Source organism: Streptomyces sp. NPDC047061 (genome assembly GCF_040643955.1).
In the GTDB taxonomy this organism is placed as follows: Bacteria; Actinomycetota; Actinomycetes; order Streptomycetales; family Streptomycetaceae; genus Streptomyces.
Window position 1 is genome coordinate 143,684 of sequence record NZ_JBEYVI010000013.1, and the last position, 18,271, is coordinate 161,954.

Genomic DNA, 18,271 nt, shown 5'->3' on the forward strand with positions numbered 1-18,271 from the left:
CCATCAGAACCGCGGGCGGCCCTGCCATGCCGCCCGCCACGAACGTGGAGTTACCCATGCGACGCATCATGCTGACGGCCGTTGCGGTCGTCGTGACCCTGGCCGCGACGGCGTGCGGATCCGGATCCGGCGACAGCGGCGGAACCGGCGCCTCGGGGGGCACCCTCACCCTGGCGCCCCTGGTCCAGGCCCAGCCGTGAGACCTGGCCGACGCCGGACTCGGCAACAACACCCAGTACTACCAGCCCGTGTACGACTCCCTGCTGCGGCTCTCGCCCAGCTCCGAGGTCAAGGCCAACCTGGCCACCAAGTGGTCGTACAACGCCGACCGGACCGTCCTCACCCTCACCCTGCGCACCGGCATCAAGTTCACCGACGGCACCGCCCTGGACGCCGCCGTGAAGACGAACCTCCTGCACACCAAGGAAGGCACCAACGAGGCCGCAGGCCAACTCAAGGGCATCAGCGGGGTGGACGTGGTGAACGCCACCACCGTCGCGGTGAAGCTCTCGGTGCCCGACCCCTCGCTGCTGGCCAACCTCGGCAACGTGGCCGGCATGGTCGCCAGCCCCAAGGCGATCAGCTCCGGCGCTCTCAAGTCCGGCCCCGTCGGCTCCGGGCCGTACACCCTGGACAAGTCCGCGACCACGGCGGGCAGCACCTACACCTTCGTCCGCAACCCCGGGTACTGGAACAAGTCGGCCTTCCCCTTCGACAAGATCGTCCTCAAGCCGATGACCGACCCGACGGCCACACTGAACGCACTGCGCTCGGGCCAGCTCAGCGGCGCCCTGCTGACCAGCGCCAAGAACATCGCACCGGCCCAGAGCAGCGGACTCAAGATCACCAAGTACACCTCGGGCGACGTCGAAGGCGTCTACATCTGGGACCGCGAGGGCAAGCAGGTCAAGGCGCTCGGTGACGTCCGGGTCCGGCAGGCCCTCAACTACGCCTTCGACCGGTCCGCCATCGTCAAGACCGCCAAGCAGGGGATGGGGCAGTCCACCACCCAGGTCTTCAACCCGGCCGGCCCGGCCTTCGACGGCTCGCTGGACACGAAGTACACGTACGACCCGGCCAAGGCCAAGAAGCTGCTGGCGGAGGCGGGTTACCCCAACGGGTTCTCGGTCACCATGCCCGACTTCTCCACCTTCTTCCCCGACCAGCAGGCGGCCATGACCCAGCAGCTGGAGGACATCGGGATCAAGGTCAAGATCGACAAGATCCCCACCAGCCAGGTGCTCACCGCCCTGCTCTCGGGCAAGTACCCGCTCTCCTACATGACGTTGGCCTCCTTCCGCCCCTGGGACACCATCCGGCTCGAAGTGGCCTCGGACGCCCTGTGGAACCCGCTGCACACCTCCGACCCCAAGGTCACCGCCCTGATCGCCAAGGCACAGACGGCGACCGGCAGCGCCCAGGACGCCCTGTTCAAGGAGATCAACACCTACCTCGTGGACCAGGCCTGGAACGCCCCCTGGGACTCGGTGCAGAACGCCTACGCGACCAACAAGAACGTCACCTTCACCCCGCAGACCTACTCCGCCGTACCGCCCATCTACAACTTCAAGCCCGCCGGCTGACCGGGCCCCCGGTGCACGCCCGTCAGGGACGAGGAAGACAAGGAAGGAGGAGAGACCAGTGATCGTTTTCCTGGCCCGGCGCGTCGCCGCCGGACTGGTGCTGGTCGTGGTGATCGCGACCACGACCTTCGCGCTGATGGGCCTGACCGGCTCCGACCCGGCGCGGCAGATCGTCGGGCAGACCGCCACCCAGCAGCAGGTGGCGGCCAAGTCCCGTGAACTGGGGCTCGACCAGCCGATGGCCGAGCGCTACTGGCACTGGCTGACGGACGCGGTGCAGGGCAACCTCGGCACCTCGTGGTTCAGCGGCGAGTCCGTGACGGACTCGCTCACCAACCGGCTGCCGGTCACCCTGTCGATCGTGCTGGCCGCCCTGCTGGTGTCCGCGGTGCTCAGCACGGTGCTGGGAGTCGCCGCGGCGGTCCGCCGCGGCGCGCTGGACCAGCTCGTGCAACTGCTCGCCGTGGTGGGCTTCGCGGTACCCAGCTTCCTGGTCGCGCTGGTGCTCGCCGTGGTGGTCGGCGTCGACCTGGGCTGGCTGCCCGCGACCGGCTACGTCCCGCTGGCGACCTCGGCGAGCGGCTGGCTGAAGTCGATCACCCTGCCCGCGCTGTCGCTCGCCGTCGGCGCGGTCGCCGCCACCGCCCAGCAGGTCCGCGGCTCCATGGTGGACGTACTGCGCGCCGACTACGTCCGCACCCTGCGCGCCCGTGGCATCAGCGAGCGCAGCCTGCTGTTCAGGCACGCCCTGCGCAACGCCGCCCCCGCCGCCCTGACCGTGCTCGCCCTGCAGTTCATCGGCCTGGTCGGCGGTGCCGTGGTGGTGGAGAAGGTGTTCGGGCTCAACGGGATCGGCTCGCAGGCGACCGGCGCCGGGGCACAGGGCGACACCCCCGTCGTCACGGGCGTCGTCGTGGTCATGGTCGCCATCGTCGTGATCGTCAACATCGCGCTCGACGTGGCGTACGGCTGGCTCAACCCGAAGGTGCGTGTCGGATGACCCTCCCCCAGTCCGAAGCCCTCACCCCCGGCGGCGCGGCCGCACCGGCCCCGGTACGCGCGGGCCTCGTGCGGCGGCTGCTGCGCAACCCGGTGGCCGTCGGCTGTCTCGCCGTCCTCGCGCTCATCGCGCTGGCGAGCCTGTTCGCTCCGCTGCTGACCGACCAGGACCCGGCGCACTCCTCCCTCACCGAGACCCTCGCCCCGGCCGGCGGAGCGCATCCGCTGGGCGGCGACGGCGTCGGCCGCGACGTGCTGGCCCGGCTGCTCTACGGCGGTCGCACCAGCCTGCTCGGCGCCCTGATCGCCGTGTCCGTCGCGCTGGTGATCGGCGTTCCCTCCGGCCTGCTGGCCGGCTACTACCGCAAGTGGTTCGACGCCGTGAGCAGTTGGCTCGCCAACATCCTGATGGCGGTACCGGCCATCGTCGTGCTGCTGGTCGTGATGTCCGCGGTGGGCCAGAACACCTACGTCGCCATGGCCGTCTTCGGCGTGCTGATGTCGCCGGGCGTGTTCCGGCTGATCCGTGCCTCGGCGATCTCCGTGCGCGAGGAGCTGTACGTGGACGCGGCCCGGGTCTCCGGACTGACCGACGGCAGGATCGTCTGCCGGCACATCCTGCCCGTGGTGCAGGCGCCGACCATCATCCAGGCCGCCCAGATGCTCGGGCTGGCCATCGTCATCCAGTCCGGCCTGGAGTTCCTGGGGCTGGGTTCGGCGACTCAGGCCAGCTGGGGCTCGATGCTCAACGACGCGTTCGCCAACATCTACACCAAGCCGGTCCTGATGCTGTGGCCCGGAGGCGCGCTCGCGCTCACCGTCGCCGCGTTCGGTCTGCTGGGCAACGCGCTGCGCGACGCGCTGGACGCGAGCGCGGGAAGCGGGCGCGGGCGACGGACGCGCAGGGCCGTCAGGAACGCCACGAGGGCCAGGAAGGCGGAGCAGACGGAGAAGTCCTTGACGGCCGTGAAGGCCGTGAAGGCTCCGGACTCCGCGCCCGCCGAGGGCATCGGCGCCGACCCGAGCACCACGGCCGCAGCCGTGGCGGAGGCGGAGGCGGAAGTCGAGAGCCCCGAGAGCCCCGAATTCACGAGGAGTTCCGCGGATGTCGGCGGCGCGCGGCGGCCGAAGCCGGCGGTCGCCTCCGCGCAGGACGACGACGCCCCCTTGCTCGTCCTGGACGGTCTGCACGTCTCCTACCCGGCCGAGCACGGGGAGAAGGCCGTCGTCGACGGAGTGTCCCTGACCGTCCGCAAGGGCGAGGTGCTCGGGCTGGTCGGCGAGTCCGGGTCGGGCAAGAGCCAGACCGCGTTCGCCGTGCTCGGCCTGCTGCCGCCGGAGGCGCTGGTCTCCGCCGACCGCCTCGTGTTCGACGGGGCGGAACTCGGCCGGCTCAGCCGTACGGAGATGAACCGGCTCCGCGGCCGGCGGATCGCGTACGTGCCGCAGGAGCCGATGTCCAACCTGGATCCGTCCTTCCGGATCGGCGCCCAGCTGGTCGAGCCGGTCCGCCGGCATCTGCGACTCTCGGCGTCGGAGGCGCGGACGAAGACCCTGGGCCTGCTGGAACGGGTGGGCATCGCCGACCCCGAGCGGGTGTTCGCCTCCTACCCGCACCAGATCTCCGGCGGCATGGCCCAGCGCGTCCTCATCGCCGGGGCGGTGTCCTGCGATCCCGACCTGCTGATCGCCGACGAGCCCACCACGGCGCTGGACGTGACCGTGCAGGCCGAGGTGCTGGACCTGATGCGGTCGCTGCAGCGCGAACGGAACATGGGCATGGTCCTGGTGACCCACGACTTCGGTGTGGTGGCCGACATCTGCGACCGCGTCACGGTGATGCAGACCGGCCAGGTGGTGGAATCCGCCCCCGCGCGTGAGCTGTTCGCCGCACCCCGGCACCCGTACACCCGCATGCTCCTGGCGTCGACGCTGGAGGACGCCGAGCCGCGCGCCGCGCTCGGCCGCGCCACCACGAAGGTGGCCGCCGGGACCATGCACACCGCACGTCAGGAGGGCCGGGCATGACCGGGACACTGGACAAGGACCGCCCGGCACCGGCCCCCGCGCCGGCCTCGGCGGAGCCGCTGCTGGTCGCCGACGAGGTGGTCGTGGAGTACCCGGCGAAGGGCTGGCGCAAGCCGCCGTTCCGGGTCCTGAAGGGGGTGTCGCTCACCATCGGCGCGGGCGAAACCCTCGGTCTGGTCGGCGAGTCGGGGTCCGGGAAGACGACCCTGGGCCGCGCCATCCTCGGCCTCGCCCCGGTCACCTCCGGCAGCGTCCGCTACGACGGCCGGGTCATCTCCGGCCTGGGCCGCAGGGAGCGCCGGGCGCTGAGCAGCGAGATCCAGGTGGTGTTCCAGGATCCGTACACCTCGCTGAACCCGGCGATGACGGTGAACGACATCCTCAGCGAGCCTCTGACCGTCGCGGGGACCTCGCGCGCCGAGGCCGAACGGCGGGTGAAGGACCTGCTGGACCAGGTGCGGCTGCCCGCCGACGCCGGACAGCGGCTGCCCCGGGAGTTCTCCGGCGGCCAGCGGCAGCGCGTCGCCATCGCCCGGGCGCTGTCCCGGGACCCGCGGATCGTGGTCTGCGACGAGCCGGTCAGCGCGCTGGACCTGTCGACCCAGGCGCGGGTCCTCGACCTGTTCGTGGAGATCCAGGAACGCACCGGCGTCGCCTATCTCTTCATCACCCACGACCTCTCCGTGGTGCGGCACATCAGCCACCGGGTGGCGGTCATGTACCGCGGCGAGATCGTCGAGTCCGGGGACGCGGCGAAGGTCACCGCCACGCCCGAACACCCCTACACCCAGCGGCTGTTGCTGGCGGCTCCGGTGCCCGACCCCGAACGGCAGGCGCAGCGCCGGGCCGAGCGGCGGCGGCTGGCGGCCACCGGTGCCCCGACGGCAGCCACCACGGCACCCATGACGGCAGCCACGTCGGCAGCCACGACAGGAGACACGGAATGACCCCGCCGCCGCCCGCATCCACGAACCCGGCCGCTGCCGCTGCCAACCCCCTCGTCCCCGGATTCCACCCCGACCCCAGCGTCACCCGGGTCGGCGACGACTACTACCTCGCCTGCTCCAGCTTCGAGTACTTCCCCGGTATCCCGCTCTTCCACAGCCGCGACCTGGTGAACTGGCGGCAGATCGGCAACGCGGTGACCCGGCCGGGGCAGCTCGCGCTGGAGAAGACACCGCTGCTCGGCGGTGCCTGGGCGCCCACCATCCGCTACCACGACGGCCGCTTCTGGCTGGTCGTCACCGACGCGATGGGGCGCGGCAGTCTGATCCTCACCGCCGACCGGGCCGAGGGCCCCTGGTCCGACGGCCTCGTCATGCAGGGCGTGTCCGGCATCGACCCGGACATCGCCTGGGACGCCGACGGCACCTGCTTCGTCACGTACTCGGGCCTGCGCCTGGACGGCGACCGGGCCGGCGAGCACCTGGGCATCCAGCAGGTCCGCATGGACCCCGGGACCGGCCGGGCCCTGGAAGAACCCCGGTCGCTGTGGTCGGGGACCGGGCTGATGTTCCCCGAGGCCCCGCACCTCTACGAGATCGACGGCGTCTGGTACCTGATGATCGCCGAGGGCGGCACCGAGCGCGGCCACGCCGTGAGCATCGCCCGCTCCGACCGGCCCGACGGGCCCTTCGAGGGCTGCCCGGCCAACCCCGTGCTCAGCGCCCGCAGCACCGACCGGCCGGTGCAGAACACCGGCCACGCCGACCTCGTACGCACCCCCGACGGCGGCTGGGCGCTCGTCATGCTGGGCATGCGACCGCGCGGACTGACCCGCGCCTTCTCCCCCATGGGCCGGGAGACGTTCGGCACCGCCCTGGAGTGGGCCGACGGCTGGCCCGTGGTACGGCCGGTCGAGCCGGGCCCGGCCCCCGAACCGGTCGCGTACGAGGACGACTTCACCGGTGCCGAGCTCGGCCCGCAGTGGATCTCGGTGCGCACCCCGGCCGCCGACTGATCCTCGCTGACCGAACGGCCCGGCCGGCTCGTGGTGCACGCCGACGGTTCCACTATGGACGACCCCCGGCCGCGCTTCGTCGGACGCCGACAGCAGCACCAGGCGGCCGAGTTCTCGGTGCGGATGGACTGCTCCGGCGGCACCGGAGGGCTGAGCCTGCGCATCGACGAACACCACCACTACGACATCGAGGCGGGCGCCGGCACGGTCCGGGCCCGGGCCCGGGTGGGCGGCCTCCGGCAGGTCTGGGAACAGCCGCTGCCGGGTCCGGCGGACGAGGTGACCGTACGCATCGTGGTCGAGCCGACCGCGGGGGCGGGCTCCGACGCGCTCGGCCCGGACCTGGTCCGGCTGTCCGTCGGGACCCCGGACGGCCCGGTGGAACTGGCCGCGCTCGACGGCCGCTACGTGTCCGCCGAGACCGCTGCCGCGTTCACCGGCCGGGTCGTCGGCGTGTACGCCGCCGAGGGCGTCGTCGCCTTCGACCGGTTCCGCTACCGGGGCCAGGACCCGGCGGCCCCGGCCCCGCAGCCCTGACGCCCGCCCGATCCTCCTCCCCCCTCGCTTCCCCCCCTTGCTCCCCTCCCCCTGCTCCGAGGAGAACTCCGTGACCCGGCAGTCCGCCAACCCCACCCCCGACACCGACACCGAAGCCGAGTTGGGGCGGCGCGTCGCCGCACTCACCCTGGAGCAGAAGGTACGGCTGCTCACCGGCGGGGACTTCTGGTCCCTGCTTCCGGAGCCCGACGCCGGTCTGCGCAGGCTGGTGGTCTCGGACGGCCCCGCCGGAGTGCGGGGCGAACTCTGGGACGAGCGCACGCCGTCCGCGAACGTCCCGTCGCCCACCGCTCTCGCCGCCACCTGGGACGAGTCGCGCGTCGAGCGGCTGGGCGGACTGCTCGCCCACGAGGCGCGCGCCAAGGGCGTGGACGTCCTGCTCGCCCCCACCGTGAACCTGCACCGCACCCCCTACGGCGGCCGGCACTTCGAGTGCTTCAGCGAGGACCCGCTGCTCACCGGCCGGATCGGGGCGGCCTACGTGCGCGGCGTGCAGCGCGGCGGCGTGGCCGCGACCGTGAAGCACTTCGTCGGCAACGACTCCGAGACCCAGCGGATGACCGTCGACGCGCGGATCGACGAGCGCGTCCTTCGGGAGCTGTATCTCGCGCCGTTCGAGGTGATCGTCCGCGAGGCCCGGGTCTGGGCGGTGATGGCCGCGTACAACGGCGTCAACGGGCACTCGATGACCGAGAGCCCGCTGATGCGCGAGGTGCTGCACGAGGAGTGGGGCTTCGACGGGGTGGTGATGTCGGACTGGTTCGCCACCCGCACCACCGAGCCGTCCGCGCGCGCCGCCCTCGACCTGGTGATGCCGGGCCCGCTGGGGCCGTGGGGCGCCGCGCTGGTCACCGCCGTGCAGGAGGGCAAGGTGGACGAGGCGCTGGTGGACGACAAGGTGCTGCGCATACTGCGGCTGGCCGCCCGGGTCGGCGCGCTGGACGCCCTGCCCGTCGCCACTGAGCCGCCGGCGTACGACGCGGCGTCGGTGGCGGGTCTGCTGCGGGAGACGGCCGCCGCCGGTTTCGTCCTCGCGCGCAACGAGGACGCCGTGCTGCCGCTGGACCGGGCCGCGCTGCGCCGGGTGGCCGTGCTGGGCCCGAACGCGGCGGTGGCGCGGACCCTCGGCGGCGGCAGCGCCACCGTCTTCCCGCCGTACACCGTCTCGCCGCTCGCCGGTCTGCGGGCCGCGCTCGGGGACTCGGTCGAGGTCACGCACGGCGTCGGGGTCACCCCGCAGACCCGCACACCGGTGGCGGACCTGCCGTTCCTGGGCCGGCCCGACGGTACCGGCGACGGCGTGGAGGTGCGTTACCTGGCCGCCGACGGAACCGTGCTGGGCGCCGAGCCGCGCGCCGCGGCGGCGTACACCTGGATGGGGTCGTACGGACCCGGGATCGCGTCCGGTGCGATCGCCCGGATCGAGGTGCGCACGGTGCTGCGCGCGGCGGCGGGGGCCGGCCGGTACGGGATCGGCGCTTCGGGCCTGGGGCGCTTCCGGATGTCCGTGGCCGGGACGGAGGTGTTCGACGTCATGCTGGCGCTGGCGCCGGGTGCCGACCTGGTGGAGGGGCTGCTCAGCCCGCCGCAGCACCTGCACGAGGTCGAACTGGCCGAGGGCGAGGAGACCGAGATCGTCCTCGTGCACGACGCGCCCGCCGCCGACGAGGGCATAGCGGCGGGGGTCACCTCTCTCCAGCTCAACCTCATGCCGCCGCGGGGCAGCGACGACGAGGAGATCGAGCGGGCCGTGGCGCTCGCCCGCGCCGCCGACGTCGCCGTGGTCGTGGTCGGCACCACCGAGGAGGTCGAGAGCGAGGGCTTCGACCGTACCGGCCTTGCCCTGCCCGGCCGCCAGGACGAGCTGGTCCGCCGGGTCGCCGCGGCCAACCCGCGCACGGTCGTGGTGGTCAACTCCGGTGCCCCGGTGCTGCTTCCGTGGGCCGACGAGGTGGCGGCGGTGCTGCTGGCCTGGTTCCCCGGGCAGGAGTTCGGCGACGCGCTCGCCGACGTCCTGCTGGGCGCGGCGGAACCGGGCGGACGGCTGCCCACCGAGTGGCCCGCCGCCGAGGAGGGGCTGCCGTCCACCCAGCCGGTCGACGGTGTGCTCCGCTACGACGAGGGGCTGTTCGTCGGCCACCGGGGGCTGGGCCGCCCGGACCGGACGCCGCCGCGCTACGGCTTCGGACACGGTCTGGGCTACACCAGCTGGGAGTACGTCTCGGTCGAGGCGCCCGGCGCGGTGCCGGCCGGCGAGGGCGGCACCGTGACGGTGCGGGTCCGCAACACCGGGGCCCGGCGCGGCAAGGAGGTCGTGCAGGTGTACGCGGAGCGGCCGGACGGGACCGTGGAGCGCCCGGCGCGCTGGCTGGTCGGGTTCGCCGTGGTCGAGGCGGCGGCCGGCGAGGAGGCGATGGCGACGGTGACCGTGGACGCACGGGCCTTCCGGCACTGGGACACCGCGGCTCACACGTGGGCGTACGAACCCGGTGACTTCACGCTGCGGGTGGGTCCGTCGTCGCTGCGGCTGCCGCTGGCCACCCGGGTCACGGTGGCGGGAGGCGACGATGAGCGCTGACCGGGCCGCGGAGATCACCGCCTGGCGGCAGACCGAGATCGTGCTGACCGGCACGCGCGGCCACGCCAACCCGTACACCGACGTGGACGTGTGGGCCGAGTTCACCCACGAGTCCGGCCGGGTGCTGCGCCGCCCGGCCTTCTGGGACGGCGACCGCACCTGGCGGATCCGCTTCGCCTCCCCGGAACCGGCCGGCCGCTGGACCTGGCGCTCCGTCGCCTCGGACGGGGACCCCGGACTCGACGGGCGGACGGGCACGTTGAGGGTCCGCCCGGCCGCCACCGACACCGACACCAACCCCTTCCACCGGCACGGCTTCTGGCAGATCTCCCCCGGCGGGCGCAGCCTCGTGCACGCCGACGGGACGCCCGCGCTGCTGGTCGGCGACACCGCCTGGGCGTTGCCCTGGCGGGCCACCGAAGAACAGGCCGCGCACTATGCCGCCGACCGGCGGGCCAAGGGCTTCAACGCGGCCCTGCTGATGAGCGTCCAGCCCGACATGGACGCGCGCGGGCCCCGCGACCGCACCGCCGACGAGGGGTTCGACGTCGGCTTCGAGGACCTTCCCACCGGGCACGTCAACGTGCTGAACCCGGCGTACTTCCGGTACCTCGACCGGCTGACCGGCATCCTGCGCGACCACGGGATCGTGCCCGTGCTCCAGCCGCTGTTCCACGGCTTCGGCTGGAAGGGCCTGCGGACGGCCGGCCCGGTCGTCCCGCCGCAGGAGTACGCACGCTACTGCCGCTACCTGGTCGCCCGTTACGGTGCCGCCCCGGTGGTCTACCTGGTGGGCGCCGACGGCGAGGGCGGCGAGCCGCAGATCGCGGCGGGCGGCGCCGAGGTGGGGCGGTGGGACGCCTACGGCCAGCCCTGCGGCATCCACTACCGTCCGCACTCCGCCAACCGCGCCCACCAGGGCGAGCCGTGGCTGCACTTCCAGTGGTGCCAGACCGGGCACATGGGCGGGCACGTCCAGGAGCGGGTCGCCGACATGTGGCGCAACACTCCGCCCAAGGCGGTCGCCAACGGCGAGCCGACCTACGAGGATCCCGGCGCCGGCCGGGCCACCGGCTGGTGGCAGGGGCACGAGGCGTGGAGCAACCTCTGCGCGGGCGGCACGATGGGCGTCGTCTACGGCGCGGCGAGCCTGTGGCAGTGGCGGCTGCACCCGGCCGAACCCGGGCACACGGAGTTCTTCCTGGCGAAGGACGCGGGCTGGCGGGAGGCGCTGGACTTCGAGGGATCGCGGTACGTCGGCCTGGTCGGCCGGATCCTCGACGGCCTCCCCCTCACCGACATGCGCCCGGACTGGTGCGCCAGCCTGGCGCCGCGCGGCCTGTCCGTCCCCGGTGTGCTGTACGTCTGTTACGCGGAGGAGGGCGGTCCGCTGCGGGGCATCGCCCCCGACGTGCCCCTGCCCTATCGCGTGGTCGACCCGCGTACCGGCGAGACGGTCCGCGAGGGCGTGCGGGCCGACGCCGCCGACTGGGTGCCCGACGAGGGCGGAGCCCCCCGCGTGTACATCTGCCATGACCCGGATCGGAGTTGAGCCCGTGCGGAGCACTGTCGGCACCCCCGTCTTCGAGCACCATCGCGAGCCCCTGGGCATCGGCGAGCCCACGCCCCGGCTGAGCTGGCGGACGGAGACGGATGCCCCGGACTGGCGGCAGAGCGCCCATCAGGTGCAGATCACCGATGCCGGCGGCGCCGTCACCGCGGACACCGGGCGCGTCGAGTCCGCCGAATCCGTCCTGGTCCCCTGGCCCGGCGCGCGGCTCGGCTCGCGCGAGCGGGTAGGCGTACGGGTCCGGGTGTGGGGCGAAGGGGAGAAGGACCCCTCGCCCTGGTCGCCGGTCGGGTACGCGGAGACCGGCCTGCTGGAGCCCGCCGACTGGACGGCCCGGCCCGTCACCCCCGACTCCGGGACCCCCGACGGGCCCCTGCCCACGGCCCTGCTGCGGCATGACTTCGGCCTGACCGGTCCCATCGCCTCGGCCCGGCTGTACAGCACCGCCTGCGGTGTCTACACGGCCGAGATCAACGGCACGCCGGTCGGCGACCACGTCCTGTCCCCCGGCTGGACCTCCTACCGGCACCGGCTGCGCTACCAGACCTTCGACGTGACCGCCCTGCTGCGCCCCGGCCGCAACACCCTCGGCGCGCTGCTCGGCGAGGGCTGGTACACCGGGCGCCTCGGCTTCGGCGGCGGCAGCCGGCACCTCTACGGTGAACAGCGGGCGCTCCTGGCCCAGTTGGAGATCGAGTACGCCGACGGCACGACGGCGGTCGTCGGCACCGACGGGCGGTGGCGCACGGCGACCGGCGCCGTGCTGCGCTCGGAGATCTACGACGGCGAGGCCTACGACGCCCGGCTGGAGCAACCGGGCTGGTCCACGCCGGAGTTCGACGCGTCCGACTGGCGGCCTGTCACCGAACTCGCCGCGCCCACCGCCGAACTGGTGGCCCCGACCGGCCCACCGGTCCGGCGCATCGAGACCCTGCGCCCGGCCGAGGTGCTCACCACGCCCTCCGGGCGGACCGTCCTGGACTTCGGCCAGAACCTGGTCGGGCGGCTGCGGATCCGGGTGTCGGGTCCGGCCGGCCACGAGGTGACCCTGCGCCACGCCGAGGTGCTGGAGGACGGCGAGCTGAGCGTCCGCCCGCTGCGGCACGCCCGCGCCACGGACACCTATGTGCTGCGCGGCGAGGGGGTGGAGACCTACGAGCCGCACTTCACGTTCCACGGCTTCCGCTACGCCGAGGTGGGCGGCTGGCCGGGCGCGCTCGACCCCGCCGACTTCGAGGCGGTGGTCCTGCACACGGACCTGGAGCGCAGCGGCTGGTTCGAGTGCTCCGACCCGCTGGTGAACCGGCTGCACGAGAACGTCGTGTGGGGCATGCGCGGCAACTTCCTGGACGTCCCCACGGACTGCCCGCAGCGTGACGAACGCATGGGCTGGACCGGCGACCTCCAGGTCTTCGCCCCCACCGCGTCCTTCCTCCACGACTGCTCCGGCATGCTGGCCGGCTGGCTGCGCGACCTGGCCGCCGAACAGCTGGCCCGGCCGGACGGGGTGCCGCCGCTGGTCGTGCCCGACGTGCTGCCGGACATCTTCCCGCCGACCGCGCAGGCGGTGTGGGGCGATGTCGCGGTGCTGCTGCCGTGGACGCTGTACCAGCGGTTCGGGGACCTGGGGGTGCTGCGCGACCAGTACCCGAGCATGCTGGCCTGGGGCGAGGCCACGATCCGGCTGGTCGCGGAGGGCGGCGGCCTGTGGCGGCAGGAGTTCCAGCTCGGGGACTGGCTGGACCCGGCGGCCCCGCCGGACCGGCCCGGCGACGCCCGCACCGACGGGGACCTGGTGGCGAACGCCTATGTCGTCCGCTCGGCCGAGGTGCTGGCCGACACCGCCGCGCTGCTCGGCCACGAGGACGACGCGGCCCGCTTCCGGGAGCACGCACGGGCGGTGCGGGAGCGGTTCACCGACCGTTTCGTCACCCCGGACGGCCTGCTCTCCTCCGACGCGCAGACGGCGTACGCGCTGGCCCTGAACTTCGCGCTGCTGCCGACGCAGCGGCAGCGGCGGGGCGCGGCGCAGCGGCTGGCCGACATCGTGCGGCGCGCCTCCTTCCGGATCGCCACCGGCTTCGCGGGTACGCCGCTGATCTGCGACGCCCTGTGCGCGGCGGGCGAGCCGCAGCTGGCCTACCGGATGCTGCTGGAGAAGGACTGCCCGTCGTGGCTGTATCCGGTGACCATGGGCGCCACCACGGTCTGGGAGCGCTGGGACTCGATGCTGCCCGACGGCAGCGTCAATCCGGGTGAGATGACCTCGTTCAACCACTACGCGCTGGGCGCGGTCGCCGACTGGCTGCACCGCACGGTGGCGGGTCTGGCGGCCGCCGGACCGGGCTGGCGGCGCCTGCGCATCGCACCGGTGCCGGGCGGGGACCTGACCTGGGCGAAGGCGGCACACCTCACCCCGTACGGCAGGGCGGAGGCGGGCTGGCGCATCGAGGAGACACCCGAGGGGCCCGTGCTGGTGGTCGAGGCCCTCATCCCGCCGAGCACCCGCGCCGAGGTCCACCTCCCGGGTGCCGAAGCCCCGCAGGAGATCAGCCCGGGCCACCACACGTTCCGCCGCGACTGGACAACACCGGTGACGGCGACCCCCTAGGGGCGCGGGGAACTGCGCGACCAGCCCCCCACCGGCCCGCAGCCGAACAAGAAACCCCCGGGCCTCAACAACAGGACCCGCAGGCCTAAGGCCTGCGGGTCCTCACGTCACGTCGGCCGAAGCCAGCGCAGCGTCACGCCGCCTTGGGGGCGTTCACGTCCGACGGCAGCGCCTTCTGGGCCACCTCGACGAGCGCGGCGAAGGCGTTGGCGTCGTTGACGGCCAGCTCCGCGAGGATCTTGCGGTCGACCTCGACGTTCGCGGCCTTCAGGCCCTGGATGAAGCGGTTGTAGGTGATGCCGTTGGCGCGGGCAGCGGCGTTGATGCGCTGGATCCACAGCTGACGGAAGTCGCCCTTGCGCTTCTTGCGGTCGTTGTAGTTGTAGACCAGCGAGTGGGTGACCTGCTCCTTGGCCTTGCGGTACAGGCGCGAGCGCTGACCGCGGTAGCCGGAGGCCGCCTCGAGGATCGCCCGGCGCTTCTTGTGGGCGTTGACTGCCCGCTTGACGCGTGCCACTTTTTACTCCTTGTAGCGGGGCCGCGGTTGGACTCACGCGGCCCGGAAACGACTGGGTCCCGGTTGTGCTGACTCAGGGCGCCGTGCGGGCGCCCGCGTGTCACTTGCCGAGAAGCTTCTTGATCTTCGCGGTGTCACCCGGGGCCATCTCGGCGTTGCCGGTGAGGCGGCGCGTCACACGGGACGACTTGTGCTCGAGCAGGTGGCGCTTGCCGGCGCGCTCACGCAGGACCTTGCCGGAACCGGTGACCTTGAAGCGCTTGCTGGCACCGCTGTGCGTCTTGTTCTTCGGCATAGCGCCGTTATCTCCTCGTCGGTGGCGCTCCGGTGCCCGGTCGTGAAACCGGGCACGGTGGAACGTCGCTCTTGTATCGGTTACAACCTGGGGCTCGCGCCCCTGGTGCTGACCTGGGGCGTCACCCCCGGGATCACGCCTCGGCGTGCTCCTCGGCAGGCGCCTCGGCCTCGACCTCGGCAGCGTCGACCTCGGCGGCGTCGAGTTCCGCGGCGTTCTGCGAGCGGCCGGGATTGGCCTTCGCATCCGCCTTGCGGGCTTCCTGCGCCTGCCGGGCCTCGGCCATGGCCTCGGTCTTCTTCTTGTGCGGACCGAGCACCATGATCATGTTCCGGCCGTCCTGCTTCGGGTTCGACTCCACGAAACCGAGGTCCTGGACGTCCTCCGCGAGCCGCTGCAGCAGTCGGTAGCCCAGTTCGGGCCGGGACTGCTCGCGACCACGGAACATGATCGTGATCTTGACCTTGTCGCCCTGCTTGAGGAACCGGACGACGTGACCCTTCTTGGTGTCATAGTCGTGCGGGTCGATCTTCGGCCGGAGCTTCATTTCCTTGATGACCGTGTGCGCCTGGTTCTTGCGCGCCTCACGGGCCTTCATGGCCGACTCGTACTTGAACTTCCCGTAGTCCATGAGCTTGCAGACCGGCGGACGCGCACTCGCCGCCACCTCGACCAGGTCGAGGTCGTACTCCTGCGCAAGCTCCAGCGCCTTGGCAAGCGGAACAATCCCGACCTGCTCGCCGCTGGGACCGACAAGTCGCACCTCGGGTACGCGAATCCGGTCGTTGATGCGGGGCTCGGTGCTGATGGATCCTCCTCGGTAGCACCACGCGGCGGCCTGGCGGGCAACCGCGTAACGTCTGTTTCCGTAAGACCTAACCGCACCGAAGCAGAAAAAATGCCCCGGACGATCACAGGCGGGGCTCCTCGAACTACCGGAGCACCGCCGCGGGGATCGCGGGGCGCACTATCGGACGGAACGCCGTCGCCATAGCAGCGAAGCGACCGTCTGACCGGTGACCCGCCGCCGAGAGGGCGGTCGGGTGGGAGTTCGGAGCCTCCACTTGTGGGCCGGTTCAGCTAGCGGTGAGGCATACCTGTCCGGCCGGTCGTCACACAAGGCTAGCAGCAAAGCCGAGACAGGGCTAATTGAGACGACCTGGGGCTAAGTAAGAGCCCCGTTCCCCCTGCGCCTATCGTGTGGGGCATGAGTGAGACGCCCCTTCCCGGCCCCGGTGACGCCGAGCAGCCCGACTTCGACGAGATGACCCGCGACATCGCCGAGGTCCCCGCGGTCGAGGTGATCGTGACGGTCGCCGTCAACCTGATGAGCGCCGCGGCCGTGAAGCTCGGTCTGACCGAGGAGGGCGACAAGTACAAGGACCTGGACGAGGCCCGCAAGCTGGTCACCGCCCTCGCCGGGCTGCTCGACGCGTCCGCGACCGAGATCAGCTCCTTCCACGCGGCCCCGCTGCGGGACGGCCTGAAGTCGCTGCAGCTGGCCTTCCGCGAGGCCTCGATCGTCCCCGACGAGCCCGGCCAGGGCCCCGGCGAGAAGTACACCGGCCCGGTCTACGGCTAGTGGCCGGTTTGGCGTTCAGTCCCTGACGTACAAGGGCTCGCCCGGAGGCGTGGTCCCGGCCGGCAGCAGTGCCAGGTCGAGGCCGTGCACCAGGCGGGCCCTCAGTGTCCCGTCGGCGGCGAGCCGCTCGGCGACGGCCCGGGCGGCCTCGGCGGGCGGTGCGGCGGCGGGGTCGAGGACCAGCGCCAGCGTGCCGTCGGCCGACCCGGGCCCGAGGTGGGCGCGGAGCACGGCCGGTTCGGCGGCCACCGCGGCCCGGACGGCGCCGACCACGGCCGGGTCGGTGAGCGGATCGGTGGTCGTACGTCCCTCCGCGAGGGCGAGCAGCGCGGAGCCGGTCAGTTCGAACGGCACCGGCCCCGACAGGTCCAGCACCACCGTGTCGGCGTTCTCGTGCGCGGCGGCCTGGAGCGCCTGGTGCAGGGGTACGGCGACGGGCCGGGCCGCCGGGTCCCAGCGGGCCAGCGACTCGGTGGAGGTGAAGGCCGGCAGCGCGGTGCGGTGGCCCGCCTTCAGGGTGGGGACGGCCATGTCGCTGGTCTTCTCGCGGCGCAGCCCGTTCTCGTCCTCCTCGGCCTCGCCGAGCACGGCGACCACCGGGACCAGCAGCCGGGCGCCCTTCAGCGCCTCCAGGACCGGTCCGACGGCGCTGCGGTCCCCGGCCCAGGCGGCCAGCGCGGCGGCCAGCCGGGAGTCGGCGGAGCCGTCGTCGTCGGAGTAGCCGGAGTCGGGAATGTTCTTGTTCGCCACGGTCCCCGACCCTATCGGTGGGATGCTGCTGCGGTTGTGCGGCCCCCGAAACCGCCTCGACACGGGTTTCACGGGAATCTCAGATTTCCCTGACCTGGTTCTAACTTCCAGCAAACGGCTCACACAGTCCCCGCCCCCAGCATCGCGGGCATGGAGTCCCCCAGAGCCACCTCAGGATCCCGTCGGGCCCGCCGCCGCGCCCGACCCCGGCGCCGGGCCCTTCTCTACGTCTCCCTCGCCACGGTCGCCGTCGTCGGCGTCACCGCGGCCGGGACCGTGTACGTGAAGGCGCACGCGCGCGGCAACGCCGTATCCTCGGCGACGTCGCCGGCGCCGTCCTCCTCGGCCTCGGCTTCGGCGAGTGGGGAGGCATCGGTGGAACCCGTGACGGAGCCGGCGGTGGACCGGGACGCGCTGCTGCGTTCGGCGATGGGGAAGGTGACCGTGCCGTCCGGGGCGAAGGTCTCCGCGGCGGTCCTCGACCTCGACTCCGGCGACAGCGCGGCCTACGGCGACTCGGCCTTCGACACCGCGAGCATCGTCAAGGTCGACATCCTCGCGACGCTGCTGCTGCAGGCGCAGGACGCCGGCCGGCATCTGACGGCGACGGAGAAGGCGTACGCCACGAAGATGATCGAGAACAGCGACAACACGTCGGCGTCCCAGCTGTGGGACGTCATCGGCAAGGCGACGGGGCTGGACGCCGCGAACAAGCGGTTCGGGCTGACGTCGACCGAAGGCGGCGACGGGGCGCTGTGGGGGCTCACACAGACCACCGCCGCCGATCAACTCACGCTGCTCCAGCAGGTGTTCGGAGACGACTCGAAGCTGAGCAATGCCTCGCGGGAGTACATCCAGGGGCTGATGAAGACGGTCGAGTCGGACCAGCGGTGGGGCGTCTCGGCCGCCGCCGACGGTTCGGCGTTCGAGCTGAAGAACGGGTGGCTGGCGCGGAGCACGACGGGCCTGTGGGACGTCAACAGCATCGGGCGGGTGACGGTGGACGGGACGGACTACCTGGTCGCCGTGCTGTCGAAGGGGACCGTGAGCCAGGCGAGGGGGATCTCCTTGGTGGAGGCGGCTGCGAAGGCGGCGGTGGGGTCGTTCACGAACGCTGACTCGTCTGCTTCGGCTTCGGCTTCGGCTTCGCAGTAACGGGGAGGGTTCGACGGTTCGCGGGCAGGTGCGGGCCGGTGGGGGCTGGTCGCGCCCACGCGGCGGAGCCGCATGTCGATACAGC

The 18,271-nt window shown here is 72.5% G+C and carries 14 protein-coding genes and 1 pseudogene; 11 read left to right on the plus strand and 4 right to left on the minus strand.

The window, feature by feature from the left end; genetic code table 11:
* Positions 1 to 56 precede the first annotated feature (56 nt).
* The 9 genes and pseudogenes from ABZ887_RS20715 (at position 57) to ABZ887_RS20755 (ending at position 13,887) form a co-directional block, all read left to right on the plus strand.
* Positions 57 to 200, plus strand: coding sequence for a hypothetical protein (locus tag ABZ887_RS20715; protein WP_361291420.1), 144 nt, complete (start codon positions 57 to 59; stop codon positions 198 to 200).
* Positions 201 to 248: 48 nt separating this feature from the next.
* Positions 249 to 1,583: an ABC transporter substrate-binding protein gene (locus ABZ887_RS20720; protein WP_361291423.1), complete on the plus strand. Its 1,335-nt coding sequence runs from the start codon at positions 249 to 251 to the stop codon at positions 1,581 to 1,583.
* 58 nt (positions 1,584 to 1,641) lie between these two features.
* Positions 1,642 to 2,583, plus strand: a complete 942-nt coding sequence (locus ABZ887_RS20725; protein WP_361291426.1) for an ABC transporter permease — start codon at positions 1,642 to 1,644, stop codon at positions 2,581 to 2,583.
* A complete protein-coding gene (locus tag ABZ887_RS20730) occupies positions 2,580 to 4,610 on the plus strand; it encodes a dipeptide/oligopeptide/nickel ABC transporter permease/ATP-binding protein (protein WP_361291429.1) in 2,031 nt (676 codons plus the stop codon). The genes ABZ887_RS20725 and ABZ887_RS20730 overlap by 4 nt, the downstream gene beginning before the upstream one ends.
* Entirely contained in the window at positions 4,607 to 5,557 is a 951-nt protein-coding gene (locus ABZ887_RS20735; protein WP_361291432.1) for an ATP-binding cassette domain-containing protein, read from the plus strand. The genes ABZ887_RS20730 and ABZ887_RS20735 overlap by 4 nt, the downstream gene beginning before the upstream one ends.
* Positions 5,554 to 7,107, plus strand: a pseudogene (locus tag ABZ887_RS20740) (glycoside hydrolase family 43 protein). The gene ABZ887_RS20735 and the pseudogene ABZ887_RS20740 overlap by 4 nt, the downstream one beginning before the upstream one ends.
* Before the next feature lie 70 nt (positions 7,108 to 7,177).
* The gene (locus ABZ887_RS20745) at positions 7,178 to 9,706 is read left to right on the plus strand and encodes a glycoside hydrolase family 3 C-terminal domain-containing protein (protein ID WP_361291435.1); all 2,529 of its coding nucleotides are present in this window, start codon (positions 7,178 to 7,180) and stop codon (positions 9,704 to 9,706) included.
* Entirely contained in the window at positions 9,696 to 11,258 is a 1,563-nt protein-coding gene (locus ABZ887_RS20750; RefSeq protein WP_361291438.1) for a DUF4038 domain-containing protein, read from the plus strand. The genes ABZ887_RS20745 and ABZ887_RS20750 overlap by 11 nt, the downstream gene beginning before the upstream one ends.
* Positions 11,259 to 11,262: 4 nt before the next feature.
* Positions 11,263 to 13,887, plus strand: coding sequence for a family 78 glycoside hydrolase catalytic domain (locus ABZ887_RS20755; protein ID WP_361291441.1), 2,625 nt, complete (start codon positions 11,263 to 11,265; stop codon positions 13,885 to 13,887).
* 133 nt (positions 13,888 to 14,020) lie between these two features.
* On the opposite strand, the gene rplT is transcribed toward ABZ887_RS20755, so the two are convergent.
* The 3 genes from rplT to infC all read right to left on the minus strand — a co-directional run bounded on the left by rplT (position 14,021) and on the right by infC (position 15,507).
* The gene (gene rplT, locus ABZ887_RS20760) at positions 14,021 to 14,404 is read right to left on the minus strand and encodes a 50S ribosomal protein L20 (protein WP_020938960.1); all 384 of its coding nucleotides are present in this window, start codon (positions 14,402 to 14,404) and stop codon (positions 14,021 to 14,023) included.
* Between the two features lie 100 nt (positions 14,405 to 14,504).
* Positions 14,505 to 14,699, minus strand: a complete 195-nt coding sequence (gene rpmI / locus ABZ887_RS20765; RefSeq protein WP_046726698.1) for a 50S ribosomal protein L35 — start codon at positions 14,697 to 14,699, stop codon at positions 14,505 to 14,507.
* A gap of 133 nt (positions 14,700 to 14,832) precedes the next feature.
* The gene (gene infC / locus ABZ887_RS20770; protein ID WP_361291575.1) at positions 14,833 to 15,507 is read right to left on the minus strand and encodes a translation initiation factor IF-3; all 675 of its coding nucleotides are present in this window, start codon (positions 15,505 to 15,507) and stop codon (positions 14,833 to 14,835) included.
* Positions 15,508 to 15,906: 399 nt separating this feature from the next.
* Between infC and ABZ887_RS20775 the strand changes: the two genes are divergently transcribed.
* Positions 15,907 to 16,281, plus strand: coding sequence for a DUF1844 domain-containing protein (locus tag ABZ887_RS20775; protein WP_361291445.1), 375 nt, complete (start codon positions 15,907 to 15,909; stop codon positions 16,279 to 16,281).
* Between the two features lie 15 nt (positions 16,282 to 16,296).
* Here the strand turns inward: ABZ887_RS20775 and ABZ887_RS20780 are convergent, their stop codons facing one another.
* Complete coding sequence (locus ABZ887_RS20780; protein ID WP_361291448.1) at positions 16,297 to 17,031, minus strand: SseB family protein; 735 nt, start codon at positions 17,029 to 17,031, stop codon at positions 16,297 to 16,299.
* A gap of 150 nt (positions 17,032 to 17,181) precedes the next feature.
* Here ABZ887_RS20780 and ABZ887_RS20785 point away from each other — a divergent pair, with 150 nt between their 5' ends.
* Positions 17,182 to 18,186, plus strand: coding sequence for a serine hydrolase (locus ABZ887_RS20785; protein ID WP_361291451.1), 1,005 nt, complete (start codon positions 17,182 to 17,184; stop codon positions 18,184 to 18,186).
* The last annotated feature ends 85 nt before the right edge of the window (positions 18,187 to 18,271 follow it).

What these genes read in the sequence shown, in the direction of transcription:
- ABZ887_RS20715 (WP_361291420.1), top strand. Translation starts at nt 57, where the DNA reads ATGCGACGCATCATGCTGACGGCCGTTGCGGTCGTCGTGACCCTGGCC.
- ABZ887_RS20730 (WP_361291429.1), top strand. Translation starts at nt 2,580, where the DNA reads ATGACCCTCCCCCAGTCCGAAGCCCTCACCCCCGGCGGCGCGGCCGCA.
- ABZ887_RS20735 (WP_361291432.1), top strand. Translation starts at nt 4,607, where the DNA reads ATGACCGGGACACTGGACAAGGACCGCCCGGCACCGGCCCCCGCGCCG.
- ABZ887_RS20750 (WP_361291438.1), top strand. Translation starts at nt 9,696, where the DNA reads ATGAGCGCTGACCGGGCCGCGGAGATCACCGCCTGGCGGCAGACCGAG.
- rpmI (WP_046726698.1), bottom strand. Translation starts at nt 14,699, where the DNA reads ATGCCGAAGAACAAGACGCACAGCGGTGCCAGCAAGCGCTTCAAGGTC.
- ABZ887_RS20775 (WP_361291445.1), top strand. Translation starts at nt 15,907, where the DNA reads ATGAGTGAGACGCCCCTTCCCGGCCCCGGTGACGCCGAGCAGCCCGAC.
- ABZ887_RS20785 (WP_361291451.1), top strand. Translation starts at nt 17,182, where the DNA reads ATGGAGTCCCCCAGAGCCACCTCAGGATCCCGTCGGGCCCGCCGCCGC.